Raw genomic sequence first — 13626 nt, 5'->3', positions numbered from 1 at the left:
GCCCGCACCAGCGGCGTCCCGCCGTCAGATGTTTTTCAAAGACACCCGCTCATGCACGGCTTCGGCGCTTTCGACCCGCTCGGAGTACCGATCCACCAGATACTCCTTGCGCCCACGCATCAGCCAAGTGAACTTCGCCAACTCTTCCATTACATCCACGATCCGACGATAAAGCGGCCCGTCGGGCAATCGCGCGCCCTCGCCAAACTCCAGCCACGCCTTGGGGATCGAGCTTTGGTTCGGGATCGTCACCATCCGCATCCAGCGCCCTAAGATACGCATCTGATTGACCGCGTTAAACGACTGCGACCCGCCCGAGACCTGCATCACCGCCAAGGTCTTGCCCTGGGTCGGGCGGATCCCGCCTTTCAGCGATAAGGGCAGCCAGTCGATCTGCGTTTTCATCAGGCCCGTCATCGCGCCATGCCGTTCCGGGCTTGACCAGACCATCCCTTCCGACCAGGTCGCAAGCGCGCGCAACTCCTTGACCTTGGGGTGGTCCGCGCTTTGATCATCCACCAGAGGCAGGCCCGAGGGATCAAAAAACCGCGTCTCACATCCCAGGGCGCGCAGCACCCGCGCACCCTCCTCCGCCGCCTTGCGGGAATAGCTCTGGGGCCGCAACGAGCCGTAGAGGAGCAAGATACGGGGCGGGTGACGCAGATCACCGGGCGCGGCCAACGCCTCCACATCCACCGGCCGCAGCGCCTCGCTTGCGATCTGAGGCAGTTCGCTCAGATCACGCATTGTCGCTTTCCGTTTCAAGATGCAGCTTCATGTCGATCAGCACCTGTTGCAGCATCACCGTCTCTTTCAACAACCGTTTGGCCTCGGCGACCGTGATCACCCCATCCTCGATGGATTGCTGATACTCGGCCATCAGCATCGCAAATCTCTGGCTCAGCGCGATGACGTCGGAATTCACCCCGCCCGAGCGCTCGGTATTGGGATGCCGATCATCATAGGACAGAGTAATCCCCCGAAGTTCCGCAAGAGCGGACGTCACATGCGGATAAGACGAGGCCGCCTCCAGCCGGGCCACCGCATCAATCGGCATGAAGCGGTCGGCATGCTCGTCATGTTCAGAATAGTACCGTCCCAGAGTCGCCTTGGACTTGCCGGTCAGCATGCACGCCGCCTCGATGCCCACATCCTTGACCAGCGCCTCGGTGTGTTTTTTCAGATATCCGGTGTATTCCGCCAAATCCTGCCCTCCGCTCACCCCCCAGCGCCCCGCATGTAAAACGGGGAAACACAGGGCCATTTTCCCATTATGGCCTTCTAGGGTATCTGGCAGTCTTTGACTATCCCAACGGTTTGCTTGGGGGGGTAACAAGTGAGCTAAATCACCACTCCGGTTAAAGAGTTTCGTGGCCGGTTGCCCAACATGCATCCGGCCACGTGACGACAGACTTCTGCCTGCTACACACAGCGTCCCATCCCCAGGACCATACAGTCAGTCCCCATGTGGCGCGATGTGCAGCGGGCGGTTTTTTGTGGCGCTCGCAGCGCTTGCACGACGCCCCAACGCTGGCTAGAGATCGCCCATGGCCAAGCTATTTTTCAACTACTCCACGATGAATGCCGGCAAATCGACATTGCTGTTGCAGGCCTCGCATAACTACCGCGAAAACGGTATGGATACCTTTTTGCTGACCGCCCATCTCGACACCCGCGCGGGCGATGGCCGGATCGCGTCCCGCATCGGGATCGGTGCCAGCGCCGAGACGTTTACGCCGTCTTCAGATCTGTTTGCCAAAGTCGTCGACAGAGTAAACGAGGGGGTGATCGCTTGTGTTTTTGTCGATGAGGCGCAGTTCCTCACCCCCGATCAGGTCTGGCAGCTTGCCCGTGTTGTCGATGATCTGTCGGTGCCGGTGATGTGTTATGGCTTGCGGGTCGATTTTCTGGGCACGCTCTTTCCCGGCTCGGCCACGCTTCTGGCACTCGCGGATGAGATCCGTGAGGTGCGTACGATCTGTCATTGCGGCAAAAAGGCCACCATGGTCATCCGCAAGGACGATCAGGGCCGTGTTCTGACCGAAGGGGAGCAGGTGCAGATCGGAGGCAACGAAGCCTACATTTCCCTGTGCCGCCGTCATTGGCGGGAGGCTGTCGGCGACAGCCAGGTCACCTAACCGGAGCCACCGCCCCCGCGGGAGCCGAGCCGTAGCGTCGCCCCAGTTGCGCCATTGGATCGTCGGCGCCCAATCACGACGCGCAGGCGCTATATCGGCCCTCACCCGGGATGTGAAAGCCCCCGCTGAAACGAGCATCCCCGCGATGGTCACGCCAGCTATCGCACGGACGCGCCATGTACTCGGTCCAGCTCAAGACCGCCCAATGGATCGGCCTCCCAAACATCCGCGACGAAACGGGTTGCCTGTCCTCAGACCGGGTTCGGCAGCGCCCGCCCTTCGACAAAGGCCTGCACGTTGTCCAGCACCATCATGCCCATATCCGTGCGCACATTCAGCGCCGCCGTTCCCAGATGCGGCAGAAGCGTCACGTTCTCCATCGCCATCAGCGCCGCGGGCACCTGCGGCTCAAACTCATAAACATCGAGCCCGGCACCCGCGATCTGACCCGCCCGGAGCGCCGCCACCAGGGCCGCCTCGTCCACCACATCGCCCCGCGCGATATTGACGAAAATCGCATGTGGTTGCTGTGCGGCAAACACAGCCTCATCTATCAGGTGATGCGTCTCAGCCCCGCCCGGCACTGCGACCACCAGGATATCGCATTTGCCCGCAAGCTCTGTCAGGGAGCCGTCTCGGGCCGCCGGAAACGCCAACGCCTTGTCGCTGCGACTGACATAGCGGACATCCATCCCGAACCCGAAATGACAGCGCCGGGCAATCGCCTGACCGATGCGCCCCATACCGACCACGCCCAATGTCTGGCCCGTGACATGCAGACCCAGCATCTGCGTCGGGTGCCAGCCGTTCCACTGGCCTGCGCGCAGCATCCGCTCTCCCTCGCCCGCGCGCCGCGCGGTCATCAGGATCAGCGTCATCGCGATATCGGCGGTGGCATCGGTCACCGCACCGGGCGTATTGGACACCGCAATGCCATGCCTGCGCGCAGCCTCCACATCAATATGGTTGTACCCGACCCCGAAATTGGCGAGCAGCTTGCAACGAGGGTCTGGTACGTCGTCAAAAACATCCGCCTGAAAACGATCACCCAGCGTGGGCATCACAATGTCATAATCTCGCAGAGCCTGACGCAGTTGCTCGCCCGACAGCGGCATGTTCGACGGGCGGATCTCCACATCGAATGTCGCGCGCGCGCGCGCTTCGACTGCGTCCGGCAAGGGCCGGGTCAACCACAGTTTCATCAGTGCATCCTCCCCCCGTCGGGCACCCTGTGCCCCGGTTCGATGAGGACAATCTCTCCATCCGCATCCGGCAGGCCCAGCACCAGAACTTCGGACATGAACGGGCCGATCTGGCGCGGCGGGAAGTTCACGACCGCCATCACCTGTCGCCCCACCATCGCTTCGGGAGTGTAATGGGCGGTGATCTGGGCGGAAGATTTCTTCTCCCCGATCTCTCCGCCAAAATCGACCCAAAGCTTGATCGCCGGTTTGCGTGCCTCAGGAAATGATTCCGCGCGGGTCACGGTGCCCACGCGGATGTCCACCTTGAGAAACTCATCGAACGAAAGGTTATCCACGCGACAACTCCCTTGACCGATCGGTGGCTGCCGCAACCGCGTCGCGTAACAGCTTGGGAAAGCCGGTCTGATCATTCATCAGAACCTCAAGGGCGGCCTGCGTGGTCCCGTTGGGGCTGGTGACATTGATGCGCAGCTCGGCAGGTGTCTCCTGCGCGGTCTCCGCCAGCGCGCCGGCACCCGCCACTGTCGCCTTGGCCAGTGTCATCGACAAGTCTGCGGGCAGGCCCTGCGCCTCCCCCGCGGCGGCCAGCGTCTCGATCAGGTGGAACACATAGGCCGGACCAGAGCCGCTGACGCCGGTTACCGCATCCATCTGCGCCTCGCTTTGCAAGCGCACAGTCTGCCCCACAGCGGACAAGAGCGCCTCGGCCTGGGCCACTTGATCTTCGGACACATCCGCGCTGCCGATCAGCGCGGTGATCCCCCTGCCAATCGCCGCGGGCGTGTTGGGCATGGCCCGGATCACCGGGGTGCCGGCACCCAGAACCTCCCTGAAATACTCAATCGGCGTACCGGCCGCAACCGAGACAAAGAGCGTCCCGCCCCCGCCAAGTGCGGCCATGGACGGCAGAGCATCCGCCATCATCTGGGGTTTCACGGCCACCAGGACGATTGCAGGTGCTGCGGGCCAGTCGCTGTTCAGATGCACCCCCTGGGCCTTGACCCAGTCCGAGGGTGCAGGATCGCGCACCCAGACCGATCCGGGTGGCAGGCCGCCCTCAAGCCAGCCAGCCAGCATGGCCGACCCCATCTTGCCGCATCCCAAAAGCACCAGCCCCCGGGACGCCACGTGATCCATATTCATCAATGGCCCTTTCCCCTCTTGCGGTTGGGGCCGAGTGTTACGCGTGCCCGTAGGCCTCTGCAATGGCTGCCTGCATAGCCTGTTCCGGTGTACGGTCACCCCAGATCAAAAGCTGCATTGCGGGGTAGTATCGCTCCGCGCTCAGAACGGCGGCGTTGATCATGGTGTCGATCTGCTCGGCGCTGGCCACCTGTCCGCCAGCCAGCACCAGACCATAGCGATAGACCATCAGTTTGGGTTGCGCCCAATAGGTGAACGCCCCGGCCCAGCATTGATCATTGACGATATTGATCAGCTCGAACAGGCCGGGCAGCTTGTCTTCCGGCGGGTCCATTTCAAATGTGCAGACCAGGCGCAGCGTCTCATCATAGCTGGACCAGGCAAGTGTCAGCGAATAGGTGCGCCACTGACCCGCCACCGCCATGGCGATCTGATCGTCGCCGATACGGTCGAAATCCCATTCGTGATGCTCGGCGATGTGCTCGACGATGTCGATGGGGTGAATGTCGTCTTCCAGATACTGCTCGGAAAGGGCCATGGTGCCACCTCACTGCTCTCTAGCGTCAATGGGCGCTTGGCGCCCCAGCGCTAGGTGACTGCTCTATGGACCGGGGCGATCCCCCGTGCCCATACAAGATATGGTGCTTTGCACGCAGCCTTGTGGCAACCCCTATTTTTGGGGATAACCGCAATAACTTGTGGATAGCGGACTGCATTGCCCGAAATATCGACGTTCAGGGATGAGCGTTGATTTACTGAGGCAGCGCATCAGATGAAATATGCGCGCCACTGGGTGGGCGCATCGCCTGCGCATTTGGTTGTATCTGACACTGGCGCAGCAGCGCCGCTATTGGGTCGCGCGCCGCTTGGTGCGGATGCCCTATTTCTTGGACTTCTTGCTTTCCAGCGCCACGATCCGCGCTTCCAGGGCCGCGTTTTCCTCACGTGCTTTCTGAGCCATTGCGCGCACAGCATCGAATTCTTCGCGCGTGACCAGATCGCGGTCGGCCAGCCAGCGGTCTATCATGGATTTCATCGCCGTTTCAGCCTCTTCGCGCGCACCCTGGGCCACGCCCATCGCGTTGGTCATCAGCTGCGAGATGTCGTCCATAATTTTGTTGCGGGTCTGCATGACAGAAACCTCCTTCGCGTCGCCATCTATATGGGCATCACCAGCCGCCGAGGCAAGGTTGACTTCGCCCGGGACCTCTGTTGAGTGGCGTCCATGCACGCTGTCCTGTCTTTCCCCGATATCGCGCCCGAGCTCTTTTCGATCTCTATCGGCGGTTTTGAGTTCGCGCTGCGCTGGTACGCGCTGGCCTATATCGCAGGCATCCTGCTGGCCTGGTGGATCGCCGTGCGCGCGGTCAGATCCCCGGCCCTTTGGCCCGCACAGACGGCACCCATGACCAAAGAGCAGGTGGACGATTTCCTGACCTGGGCTATTCTCGGGATCATTCTGGGCGGTCGGTTGGGGTTTGTCCTGTTCTATCAGCCGGGTTTCTATCTTCAGAACCCCGGACAGATTCCGATGATCTGGCAAGGCGGCATGGCCTTTCACGGCGGGCTCTTGGGTGTCGTTCTGGCGGGCTATGCCTATACCGCGCGCTACCGCATCCCACGCCGTAGTGCTGCGGATCTGATTGCCCTGGTCGTGGCCCCTGGCATCTTTTTCGGGCGCCTTGCAAATTTCATCAATGCCGAACTTTGGGGCCGTCCCACCCAGCTGCCCTGGGGCGTTGTCTTTCCCGGCCAGGCGGCCCAGGATTGCCCGGGAGTGATGACGCTCTGTGCCCGCCACCCGTCACAGCTCTATGAGGCGCTGCTCGAAGGGTTGATACTGGGCGCTTTGCTGGTCTGGCTGGCGTGGCGGCACGGCGCGCTCCAGCGTCCCGGGCTGATCGCAGGGGTCTTTTTCGTCGGCTACGGCGCCGCGCGGTTCGCGGTTGAGTTCGTGCGCCAGCCCGATGCGCAATTCGTCTCTGCGGGCAATCCGCTGGGGCTTGCGCTGCATGCCGGAGGCTGGGGTCTGACAATGGGGCAACTTTTGTCAGTGCCGATGATCCTCTTGGGCGTCTGGCTGATCCGGACGGCCCGAGTACGGACATGAGCCTGCTTGATCTGCTGGTCGCGCGGATCACAGCGCAAGGCCCCATAACCGTCGCTGAGTACATGGCGGACTGTCTGCTGCATCCGGCATTCGGCTATTACGCCACCCGCGACCCTCTGGGGGCGGAGGGGGATTTCATCACCGCACCGGAAATCAGTCAGATTTTCGGAGAGCTTTTGGGCCTCGGCCTCGCCCAGAGCTGGGTCGCACAGGGCCGCCCCCAGCGGATTATCCTGGCCGAGGCCGGCCCCGGGCGCGGCACCCTGATGGCCGATGCCCTGCGCGCCGCGCGCGCCGTGCCGGGGTTTGTCGAAGCGGCCCAGTTGGTGCTGCTGGAGGCATCCCCCACCTTGCGCACCCCTCAGGCCGACATGCTTGGCGGCTACGCCCCTCACTGGATCGAAAGCCTGGGCGATCTGCCTGACGACGCACCGCTCTTTTTCATTGCGAACGAGTTTTTCGACGCCCTGCCGATCCGGCAGTTTCAGCGGGACGGCCGGATGTGGCGGGAACGGCAGGTCGGGGTGGCAGGCGACGCGCTGCGGTTCGGTTTGGGACCCGCACAGCCGCAACCCGCGCTCGCACACCGGCTTGACGACACAACCGATGGCGATCTTATCGAACACTGCTCTGCCCTGGCCCCGGCCATTGACGCCATCGGCCAGCGAATCGCAGTGCACGGCGGCGCGGCGCTGATCGTGGATTATGGCGACTGGCGCTCTTTGGGGGACACGTTGCAGGCGCTGCGCGACCATAAACCGGTGGACCCGCTCAAGACGCCCGGTGCTGCCGATCTCACCGCTCATGTGGATTTCGAGGCGATCGCGCAGGCCGCCCCGTGCGCCCATACCCGGCTGACCACACAAGGCGTCTTTCTGGAACGCCTCGGCATCACGCATCGGGCCCGATCGCTGGCCCAACATCTGACCGGCAACCCGCTCGACAACCTGATTGCCGCACATCGCCGGTTGACGCACCCTGAGGAAATGGGAAACCTGTTCAAGGTGATTGGGCTTTTCCCCGAAGGTCAGGCGCCGCCACCCGGATTGGACATATGACGCTTGAGATTCTCACCTCCGACCACCTCGCCCCGCTTAGGCATGGGTTTTTCACCCGCAAGGGCGGCGCCTCCAGCGGGGTGTTCGCAGGTCTGAACTGTGGTGCGGGCTCCTCTGATCAGGCCGAAATCGTGGGCATCAACCGTGCGCGGGTTGCCGACGCGATGGACCTGGACCGCGAGGCCCTGCTGGGCGTTCATCAGGTGCATTCAGCGCATGTGGTGACAGTAACGGCACCCGATCAGGACCGAGATCAAGCGGATGCGCTGGTGACCAGGCTGCCCGGCCTGGCGCTGAGTGTTCTGACAGCAGATTGCCAGCCGGTTCTGTTTGCCGATGCCCAGGCCGGGGTCATCGGCGCCGCACATGCCGGATGGCGCGGCACGCTCGATGGCGTGCTCGAATCGACATTGGACGCGATGGAGGCCCTGGGCGCCAACAGGTCTCAAATCACAGCCGTCATCGGGCCGTCAATCAGCCAGCGTGCCTATGAGGTGGGTCCCGAATTTCTCGATGAGTTCCTGGACGGCGATCCCGATAACGCGCGTTTTTTCGCAAATGGTCAGGGCGATCGGTATCAGTTCGATCTGCCCTCCTTTGGCTTGCACCGGTTGCGCCGCGCCGGGGTCGGTGCGGCGGTCTGGACCGGCCATTGCACATATTCCGACCCGGCGCGCTTTTTCTCCTATCGTCGCAGCCGACACGACCAAGAGGCCGATTACGGGCGGCTGATTTCGGCCATCCGGCTTTAGGGCGATCCCGCGCACCGGCTCAGAATGCGGCAGGCCCGTCGTCAAGACGCCACAATCTGACAGAAACAATGCCGCGCAGCCCGGTTGGATTGTTCATGCATTGCCGCGATTGACGGTTTTTACAGGCCTTTGACCGGCATGGCCAGTTTGCCCCAATTGCCCTGATCAGCCGTGCCTCTATCGTGAGGGGTTTCCCAATTCGGCCCAACCGCGGCCCAAAACACCGATCATTCTGGATCGGAGCAGACAAAAAACGCGCCGGAAAACCGGACAGAGGCAGGAGACAGACCATGACCGTACGAAACCGCTTTATCAAATCGGTAATCGCATCGACGAACGCCAGCGAAACCCAGATGCCGTGGACCCGTGGTAGCACGCGCCGCAAAATGATTGCGCGCCGCGACGAAGCTGCATCGCAGACGCCGCGGATCAAGACCGGCTGACCGCTTGGGCGGGAAATCCGCGCGCCTGCCCTCCTGTGGGGCAAGGGCACCTCCCGATCCGCGTTCCGATGCGGGGGTTTTGCGGCCGGGACACAAGATCTGCGAATCAAAATGTGGCAGGATTGGTGGATATTGACAAAACAATCCGTCGGCTCGGACCCGGACTGATCCCGATGACCCATCAAATGTGCGCGATTTTTTGACAATCAGCCGGAAATCACGCCATTAGCACCTTCGTTAGATGGAAATGTCCATCTGTCGTTGTCGGTGGGGGCCGACGCGGATGTGACCCTGGTTCAAAGGGTAGACGTGATGAATTGGAGCCCCACCCCAACGCGCCCAGCCGAGGCTGATCGCTTGGATATCGCCCGGTTGATGGAACAGATGCCCGGCGGCAAACGGCCACAGCTGCGACCCTGCCGCGCGACCTGGATGGATACGCGTGGCGATATTCAGGACACGCGCTTTCTGATTCCCGCCCATGCGGTGTTCGAAGCGGCATTCTGCGCCTTTGCCCGCGGGACGCTGATCGATACCGACACCGGACCGACCGCGATCGAAGATCTGCTGCCCGGCGACAAGGTTCTGACCTCGGACGGGACCGGGCAGGCCGTGACCTGGATCGGCACCACGACACTGGTGCCTGTCGATCCTTCGGCGCGTTTACGGTCCGTTCCGCTTTATCGGGTGATGACAGATGCCTTTGGCCTGGCGCGGCCAATCTCCCCGATGATCGCGGGTCCTTCGGCACGCGTTCCCGGCCGGTCGGGACAAGGGCTCTGCTCGCTCGCGGCCTTTGAAGACGGCGTGCAGGTGGCGCGGATCACCCCTCCTTCCCCCGTCGAGATGTTCCATCTGTGCCTGAAGGACCATGCTCTGATCCGGGTCGGAGGTCTGGATTTCGAGACCTACCATCCGGGCCATGGCGCGCTCAGCGAAATGAGGCCCGCGATGCGTGATCTTTTCCTCAAGCTTTTCCCGCAGATCGACCATGTCGCCGATTTCGGCCTGATGGTGCAGCCGCGAGAACCTGAGCCGCCGACCGAGGATGCCAGCGCTGCCTAAGCCTGACGGCTCAGCCGGTCTTCGAGGACGTCAAAGGGCACGCCCGGATCATCCTTGGCCGCACGGATCACCAGCGAGGTCTTGACGCTGGCCACATTCGGTGTGGTCAAAAGCTCTCCGGTCAGGAAATTCTGAAAGCTCGACAGATCCGGCGCCACGCATTTGAGGATGAAATCCACCTCGCCGTTGAGCATGTGGCACTCGCGCACCAGCGACCAGCCCCGGCAGGCGCCCTCGAATGCGTTGAGATCGGCCTGGGCCTGGCTTTGCAGACCGACCATGGCAAAGACCTGCACCTCGAACCCCAGCTCGCGCGCATCGACATCGGCGTGATAGCCGCGGATATACCCGGCCTCCTCCAGCGTGCGCACGCGGCGCAGGCAGGGTGGCGCCGAGATGCCGACGCGCTTGGCCAGTTCGACATTGGTCATTCGGCCATCGGCCTGAAGTTCCGTAAGGATTTTGCGGTCGATATCATCGAGTTTCGTCGTCGCCATATGCGCTCCCCCGGCTTCGCGATTCTTATATCAGCGCCGCGGGTACGCGCAATATTGTTTCACCGATGCGCAACATTATGAATTGATACTGTTCACTCTGTGCACAGTTCACAGGCGAGCGATCCGATACTGCAAGGGGTTTAAGCGTGCCGCAGTGACGGTTATATCCAAGACCCGCAGCGGTGTGGAATCGCTGCGCGGAAACTGGGGACAGATCATGAGCACGACGCGCCACACCAAGGTTTTGATCATCGGATCAGGTCCGGCTGGATATACCGCCGCGGTTTATGCCAGCCGCGCGATGCTGGAGCCGATTCTGGTGCAGGGGATCGAACCCGGCGGGCAGCTGACCACCACGACCGAGGTCGAGAACTGGCCCGGCGATACCGAGGTGCAGGGCCCCGATCTGATGGTCCGGATGGAGGCGCATGCCAAAGCGATGGGCTGCGAGGTGATCGGCGACATCATCACCTCGATTGATTTCTCCACGCGCCCCTTCGTGTGCCAATCCGACAGCGGCACCGAATATGTAGCCGATGCGGTGATCCTGTGCACTGGTGCGCGCGCCAAATGGCTGGGGCTTGAGACCGAAGAAAAGTTCAAGGGCTTTGGCGTCAGCGCCTGTGCCACCTGCGATGGGTTTTTCTATCGCGGCCAGGAGATCGTCGTGGTTGGCGGCGGCAACACCGCTGTGGAAGAGGCGCTGTTTTTGACCAATTTCGCCTCCAAGGTCACGCTGATCCATCGGCGCGACGAACTGCGTGCCGAGGCGATCCTGATCGACCGTTTGATGAAGAACCCCAAGATCGAGCCGCTGTGGTTTCACGAGCTGGACGAGGTGTACGGCACCGACAATCCTCTCGGCGTCGAAGGCGTCAAGGTCCGCCACACCAAGACCGGAGAGATCACCGATATCCCCGCCAAAGGCGTCTTTATCGCCATCGGCCACGCGCCCGCCAACGAGTTGGTTAAGGACACGCTGGAAACCCATATGGGCGGCTATGTGGTGACCAAGCCCGACAGCACCGAAACCTCCATCCCCGGTGTCTTTGCCGCCGGAGATCTGACCGATCACAAATACCGCCAAGCCGTCACCAGCGCCGGCATGGGCTGCATGGCAGCCCTGGAGGCAGAGCGGTTTCTGGCCGAACAAAGCGACGCCGCCGAACTCGCCGCCGAGTGATCTGGGTCGCCGACCGCGTCTGGCGGATCGACTTTGCCCATCGGGTCGCGACCCCTCTGGCCCGGCCCGGGCGACCGAGGGGTGGTGCAAGCGTGGTGCTTGACCCCGCCCGAGGCGCAGCACACAGTTGCGCCATGCGCCTCTTCGACCCGAGCCACGACAGATGAGCCCGCTCTGGCGGGGAAGCCTTGCCACCCGGCTGCGCATCGTCTCGGGCCTTGTGCTTTTTGGCTATGCGCTTTTTCATTTCCTCAATATCGGGATGGGCCTTGCCTCGCCCGCCGCGATGGAGGCGATGCAGGAGGCCCGGCAGGTGGTGACACGGTCAGGGGCCGGCACGGTGATCCTTTACAGCGCGCTGATCATACATGCTGCGATGGCGCTGGTCGGGCTGGCGCAACGTGGCACCTTGCGGATGCCCCTGCGCGAGGCGATACAGCTTGGCTTTGGGCTCACAATCCCACTGTTTTTGATCACCCACATTATCTTTACCCGCGGCGCGCATGAGATCTTCGGGGTCAATGACGATTACGGCTATCTGATCGGGCTGATCTGGGGCAGCAGTTCGGCCTGGACGCAGACCGCCCTTCTTTTGCTCGTATGGATCCATGGCTGCATCGGACTGCATATCTGGCTCAGGGCCAAGGCCTGGTGGCGAGCCGCCCAGCCCTGGCTGATCGCGCTCGCGGTGCTGGTGCCCGCCTTTGCGATGGTGGGGTTTGTCACCGAGGGTCGGCGCATCACAGTAGCCTTCGCAGATCCAGATCGGGTGCAGGGTCTGCTGGCCCTCTATAACTGGCCCGATGCCCCCGCCTTTGACGCGATGGTGGCCTGGAAGGATTACGGTCTACAGCTCTTTTGGCTGCTTTTGGGGCTGAGCATGGCCGCCTATGCGCTGCGATGGCTGATGCGGCGGCGCCAGTCTGTGCGCATCTCTTACGTTGATGGGCCCGGTATCGCGGCCCCCAAAGGGTTGACCCTGCTTGAGATGTCGCAGGCCAATGGCATCCCTCATACCTCTTTGTGTGGCGGCAAGGGGCGCTGCACCACTTGCCGCGTGGTCATTGAAAGTGGGGCCGATCATCTCCACCCGCCGGGACCGGCAGAGGCCCGCAGCCTTGCGGCCGTGGGCGCGCGCGTCGGCACACGGCTCGCCTGTCAGATACGGCCCGCGGGCCCGCTGACGGTTTTTCGGGTGTTTCAGCCCGACGGGCGGCGCAAACGCGCCCATGCCAGCCAGGGGGAGGAACGGCGCCTGGCCATTCTGTTTCTCGATATGCGCGGCTTTACCGCCCGGACCACGGGACAATTGCCTTACGACGTGGTGTTTCTGCTTAACCGCTTCTTTGATGCAATCGTCCCGCCGATCACCGGCGCGGGGGGCACAGTGGATAAATATCTGGGGGACGGTCTGCTCGCCGTGTTTGAGACCGCCGATGAAGCGAGCTCGGCCCGGGCCGGTCTAAAGGCGGTCAAGGGCATCCTCTCGGCGCTTTTGGCATTCAACGAAACGCTGGAAGACGAGGGATCAGATCCAGTCCGTGTCGGCATCGGCCTGCATCTTGGCGAGATCGTTCTGGGCGAGATCGGCGCCGGGCACGCCCCCCGCACGATCATCGGAGACGCGGTCAACACCGCCAGTCGGCTTGAGGCGAAGACAAAGGAGCTTTCAGTGCCCCTTTTGATCACCGAGGCCTTGCTTGCCGCCGCCGGTCTTGACCCTTCAGACCTTCCGCTTGTGACACTGGAGCTGCGTGGCGTCAGCGCGCCGGTTGCCGCCTTGCCGGTTGTCGATTTGGCTGAGCTGGACGCGCTGCCCGCCCCCTGACACGCCTGCTCAGGTCGGCATCTTCCAGAGTAGCGGACCCCTTGTTTGCGCAACATGGTGTTTTTGACGCGAATGTATTGCGACACGGCCACTCTTTTTTGCTGAAACGGCAGGTCGCATTCTAGACATTGGCATCCTTTCATGGGAAAGCGCGACACCGGCAAGAACACCCGTCTTTTTCACAAAGCAAATTGAAAGTCTGCT

16 protein-coding genes are annotated in these 13626 nt (G+C 62.3%); 8 read left to right on the top strand and 8 right to left on the bottom strand.

What is annotated here, in order from left to right:
• Positions 1-24: 24 nt before the first annotated feature.
• Positions 25-747, bottom strand: a complete 723-nt coding sequence (arsH, locus tag HEP69_RS12315; RefSeq protein WP_290558836.1) for an arsenical resistance protein ArsH — start codon at positions 745-747, stop codon at positions 25-27.
• On the bottom strand, positions 740-1204 hold the full coding sequence (locus HEP69_RS12310; RefSeq protein WP_290558835.1) for a hypothetical protein: 465 nt from the start codon (positions 1202-1204) through the stop codon (positions 740-742). The genes arsH and HEP69_RS12310 overlap by 8 nt, the downstream gene beginning before the upstream one ends.
• A gap of 343 nt (positions 1205-1547) precedes the next feature.
• Between HEP69_RS12310 and HEP69_RS12305 the strand changes: the two genes are divergently transcribed.
• Entirely contained in the window at positions 1548-2138 is a 591-nt protein-coding gene (locus HEP69_RS12305) for a thymidine kinase (protein ID WP_290558834.1), read from the top strand.
• A 251-nt stretch (positions 2139-2389) separates the two neighbouring features.
• Here HEP69_RS12305 and HEP69_RS12300 read toward each other — a convergent pair whose 3' ends face one another.
• The 5 genes from HEP69_RS12300 to HEP69_RS12280 all read right to left on the bottom strand — a co-directional run bounded on the left by HEP69_RS12300 (position 2390) and on the right by HEP69_RS12280 (position 5618).
• On the bottom strand, positions 2390-3340 hold the full coding sequence (locus HEP69_RS12300; RefSeq protein WP_290558833.1) for a D-glycerate dehydrogenase: 951 nt from the start codon (positions 3338-3340) through the stop codon (positions 2390-2392).
• On the bottom strand, positions 3340-3678 hold the full coding sequence (locus HEP69_RS12295) for a tRNA-binding protein (RefSeq protein ID WP_290558832.1): 339 nt from the start codon (positions 3676-3678) through the stop codon (positions 3340-3342). The genes HEP69_RS12300 and HEP69_RS12295 overlap by 1 nt, the downstream gene beginning before the upstream one ends.
• The gene (gene proC, locus HEP69_RS12290; RefSeq protein ID WP_290558831.1) at positions 3671-4486 is read right to left on the bottom strand and encodes a pyrroline-5-carboxylate reductase; all 816 of its coding nucleotides are present in this window, start codon (positions 4484-4486) and stop codon (positions 3671-3673) included. The genes HEP69_RS12295 and proC overlap by 8 nt, the downstream gene beginning before the upstream one ends.
• A 37-nt stretch (positions 4487-4523) precedes the next feature.
• Complete coding sequence (locus HEP69_RS12285; RefSeq protein ID WP_290558830.1) at positions 4524-5024, bottom strand: YbjN domain-containing protein; 501 nt, start codon at positions 5022-5024, stop codon at positions 4524-4526.
• Between the two features lie 342 nt (positions 5025-5366).
• Positions 5367-5618 carry an accessory factor UbiK family protein gene (locus tag HEP69_RS12280; protein WP_290558829.1) on the bottom strand — a complete coding sequence of 84 codons (252 nt, stop codon included), beginning with the start codon at positions 5616-5618 and terminating at the stop codon, positions 5367-5369.
• A gap of 93 nt (positions 5619-5711) precedes the next feature.
• Here HEP69_RS12280 and lgt point away from each other — a divergent pair, with 93 nt between their 5' ends.
• From lgt to HEP69_RS12255, 5 genes are all read left to right on the top strand, one after another.
• Positions 5712-6596: a prolipoprotein diacylglyceryl transferase gene (gene lgt / locus HEP69_RS12275; protein ID WP_290558828.1), complete on the top strand. Its 885-nt coding sequence runs from the start codon at positions 5712-5714 to the stop codon at positions 6594-6596.
• Complete coding sequence (locus HEP69_RS12270; protein WP_290558827.1) at positions 6593-7654, top strand: SAM-dependent methyltransferase; 1062 nt, start codon at positions 6593-6595, stop codon at positions 7652-7654. Before lgt ends, HEP69_RS12270 begins: the two co-directional genes overlap by 4 nt.
• Positions 7651-8406 carry a peptidoglycan editing factor PgeF gene (gene pgeF / locus HEP69_RS12265; RefSeq protein ID WP_290558826.1) on the top strand — a complete coding sequence of 252 codons (756 nt, stop codon included), beginning with the start codon at positions 7651-7653 and terminating at the stop codon, positions 8404-8406. Before HEP69_RS12270 ends, pgeF begins: the two co-directional genes overlap by 4 nt.
• Positions 8407-8696: 290 nt before the next feature.
• The gene (locus HEP69_RS12260) at positions 8697-8849 is read left to right on the top strand and encodes a hypothetical protein (protein WP_290558825.1); all 153 of its coding nucleotides are present in this window, start codon (positions 8697-8699) and stop codon (positions 8847-8849) included.
• Between the two features lie 312 nt (positions 8850-9161).
• On the top strand, positions 9162-9914 hold the full coding sequence (locus HEP69_RS12255) for a Hint domain-containing protein (RefSeq protein WP_290558824.1): 753 nt from the start codon (positions 9162-9164) through the stop codon (positions 9912-9914).
• Here the strand turns inward: HEP69_RS12255 and HEP69_RS12250 are convergent.
• Positions 9911-10411, bottom strand: a complete 501-nt coding sequence (locus tag HEP69_RS12250) for an Lrp/AsnC family transcriptional regulator (protein ID WP_290558823.1) — start codon at positions 10409-10411, stop codon at positions 9911-9913. The two genes, HEP69_RS12255 and HEP69_RS12250, sit on opposite strands and share 4 nt — an antisense overlap.
• A gap of 217 nt (positions 10412-10628) precedes the next feature.
• Here HEP69_RS12250 and trxB point away from each other — a divergent pair, with 217 nt between their 5' ends.
• Together trxB and HEP69_RS12240 are read left to right on the top strand one after the other, a co-directional pair.
• Complete coding sequence (gene trxB / locus HEP69_RS12245) at positions 10629-11594, top strand: thioredoxin-disulfide reductase (protein WP_290558822.1); 966 nt, start codon at positions 10629-10631, stop codon at positions 11592-11594.
• A gap of 163 nt (positions 11595-11757) precedes the next feature.
• Positions 11758-13422: an adenylate/guanylate cyclase domain-containing protein gene (locus HEP69_RS12240; RefSeq protein ID WP_290558821.1), complete on the top strand. Its 1665-nt coding sequence runs from the start codon at positions 11758-11760 to the stop codon at positions 13420-13422.
• Positions 13423-13626 lie beyond the last annotated feature (204 nt).

The sequence above is a fragment of the Aestuariivita sp. genome, assembly GCF_021404545.1.
Taxonomy (GTDB): domain Bacteria; phylum Pseudomonadota; class Alphaproteobacteria; order Rhodobacterales; family Rhodobacteraceae; genus Aestuariivita.
Note: the sequence above shows the minus strand (reverse complement) of the source record. Positions and strands in the feature narration are given on the sequence as shown.

Coding starts and splice junctions, on each gene's coding strand:
- arsH (WP_290558836.1), bottom strand. CDS start 747: ATGCGTGATCTGAGCGAACTGCCTCAGATCGCAAGCGAGGCGCTGCGG.
- HEP69_RS12305 (WP_290558834.1), top strand. CDS start 1,548: ATGGCCAAGCTATTTTTCAACTACTCCACGATGAATGCCGGCAAATCG.
- HEP69_RS12300 (WP_290558833.1), bottom strand. CDS start 3,340: ATGAAACTGTGGTTGACCCGGCCCTTGCCGGACGCAGTCGAAGCGCGC.
- proC (WP_290558831.1), bottom strand. CDS start 4,486: ATGAATATGGATCACGTGGCGTCCCGGGGGCTGGTGCTTTTGGGATGC.
- HEP69_RS12285 (WP_290558830.1), bottom strand. CDS start 5,024: ATGGCCCTTTCCGAGCAGTATCTGGAAGACGACATTCACCCCATCGAC.
- HEP69_RS12280 (WP_290558829.1), bottom strand. CDS start 5,618: ATGCAGACCCGCAACAAAATTATGGACGACATCTCGCAGCTGATGACC.
- lgt (WP_290558828.1), top strand. CDS start 5,712: ATGCACGCTGTCCTGTCTTTCCCCGATATCGCGCCCGAGCTCTTTTCG.
- HEP69_RS12270 (WP_290558827.1), top strand. CDS start 6,593: ATGAGCCTGCTTGATCTGCTGGTCGCGCGGATCACAGCGCAAGGCCCC.
- pgeF (WP_290558826.1), top strand. CDS start 7,651: ATGACGCTTGAGATTCTCACCTCCGACCACCTCGCCCCGCTTAGGCAT.
- HEP69_RS12260 (WP_290558825.1), top strand. CDS start 8,697: ATGACCGTACGAAACCGCTTTATCAAATCGGTAATCGCATCGACGAAC.
- HEP69_RS12255 (WP_290558824.1), top strand. CDS start 9,162: ATGAATTGGAGCCCCACCCCAACGCGCCCAGCCGAGGCTGATCGCTTG.
- HEP69_RS12250 (WP_290558823.1), bottom strand. CDS start 10,411: ATGGCGACGACGAAACTCGATGATATCGACCGCAAAATCCTTACGGAA.
- trxB (WP_290558822.1), top strand. CDS start 10,629: ATGAGCACGACGCGCCACACCAAGGTTTTGATCATCGGATCAGGTCCG.
- HEP69_RS12240 (WP_290558821.1), top strand. CDS start 11,758: ATGAGCCCGCTCTGGCGGGGAAGCCTTGCCACCCGGCTGCGCATCGTC.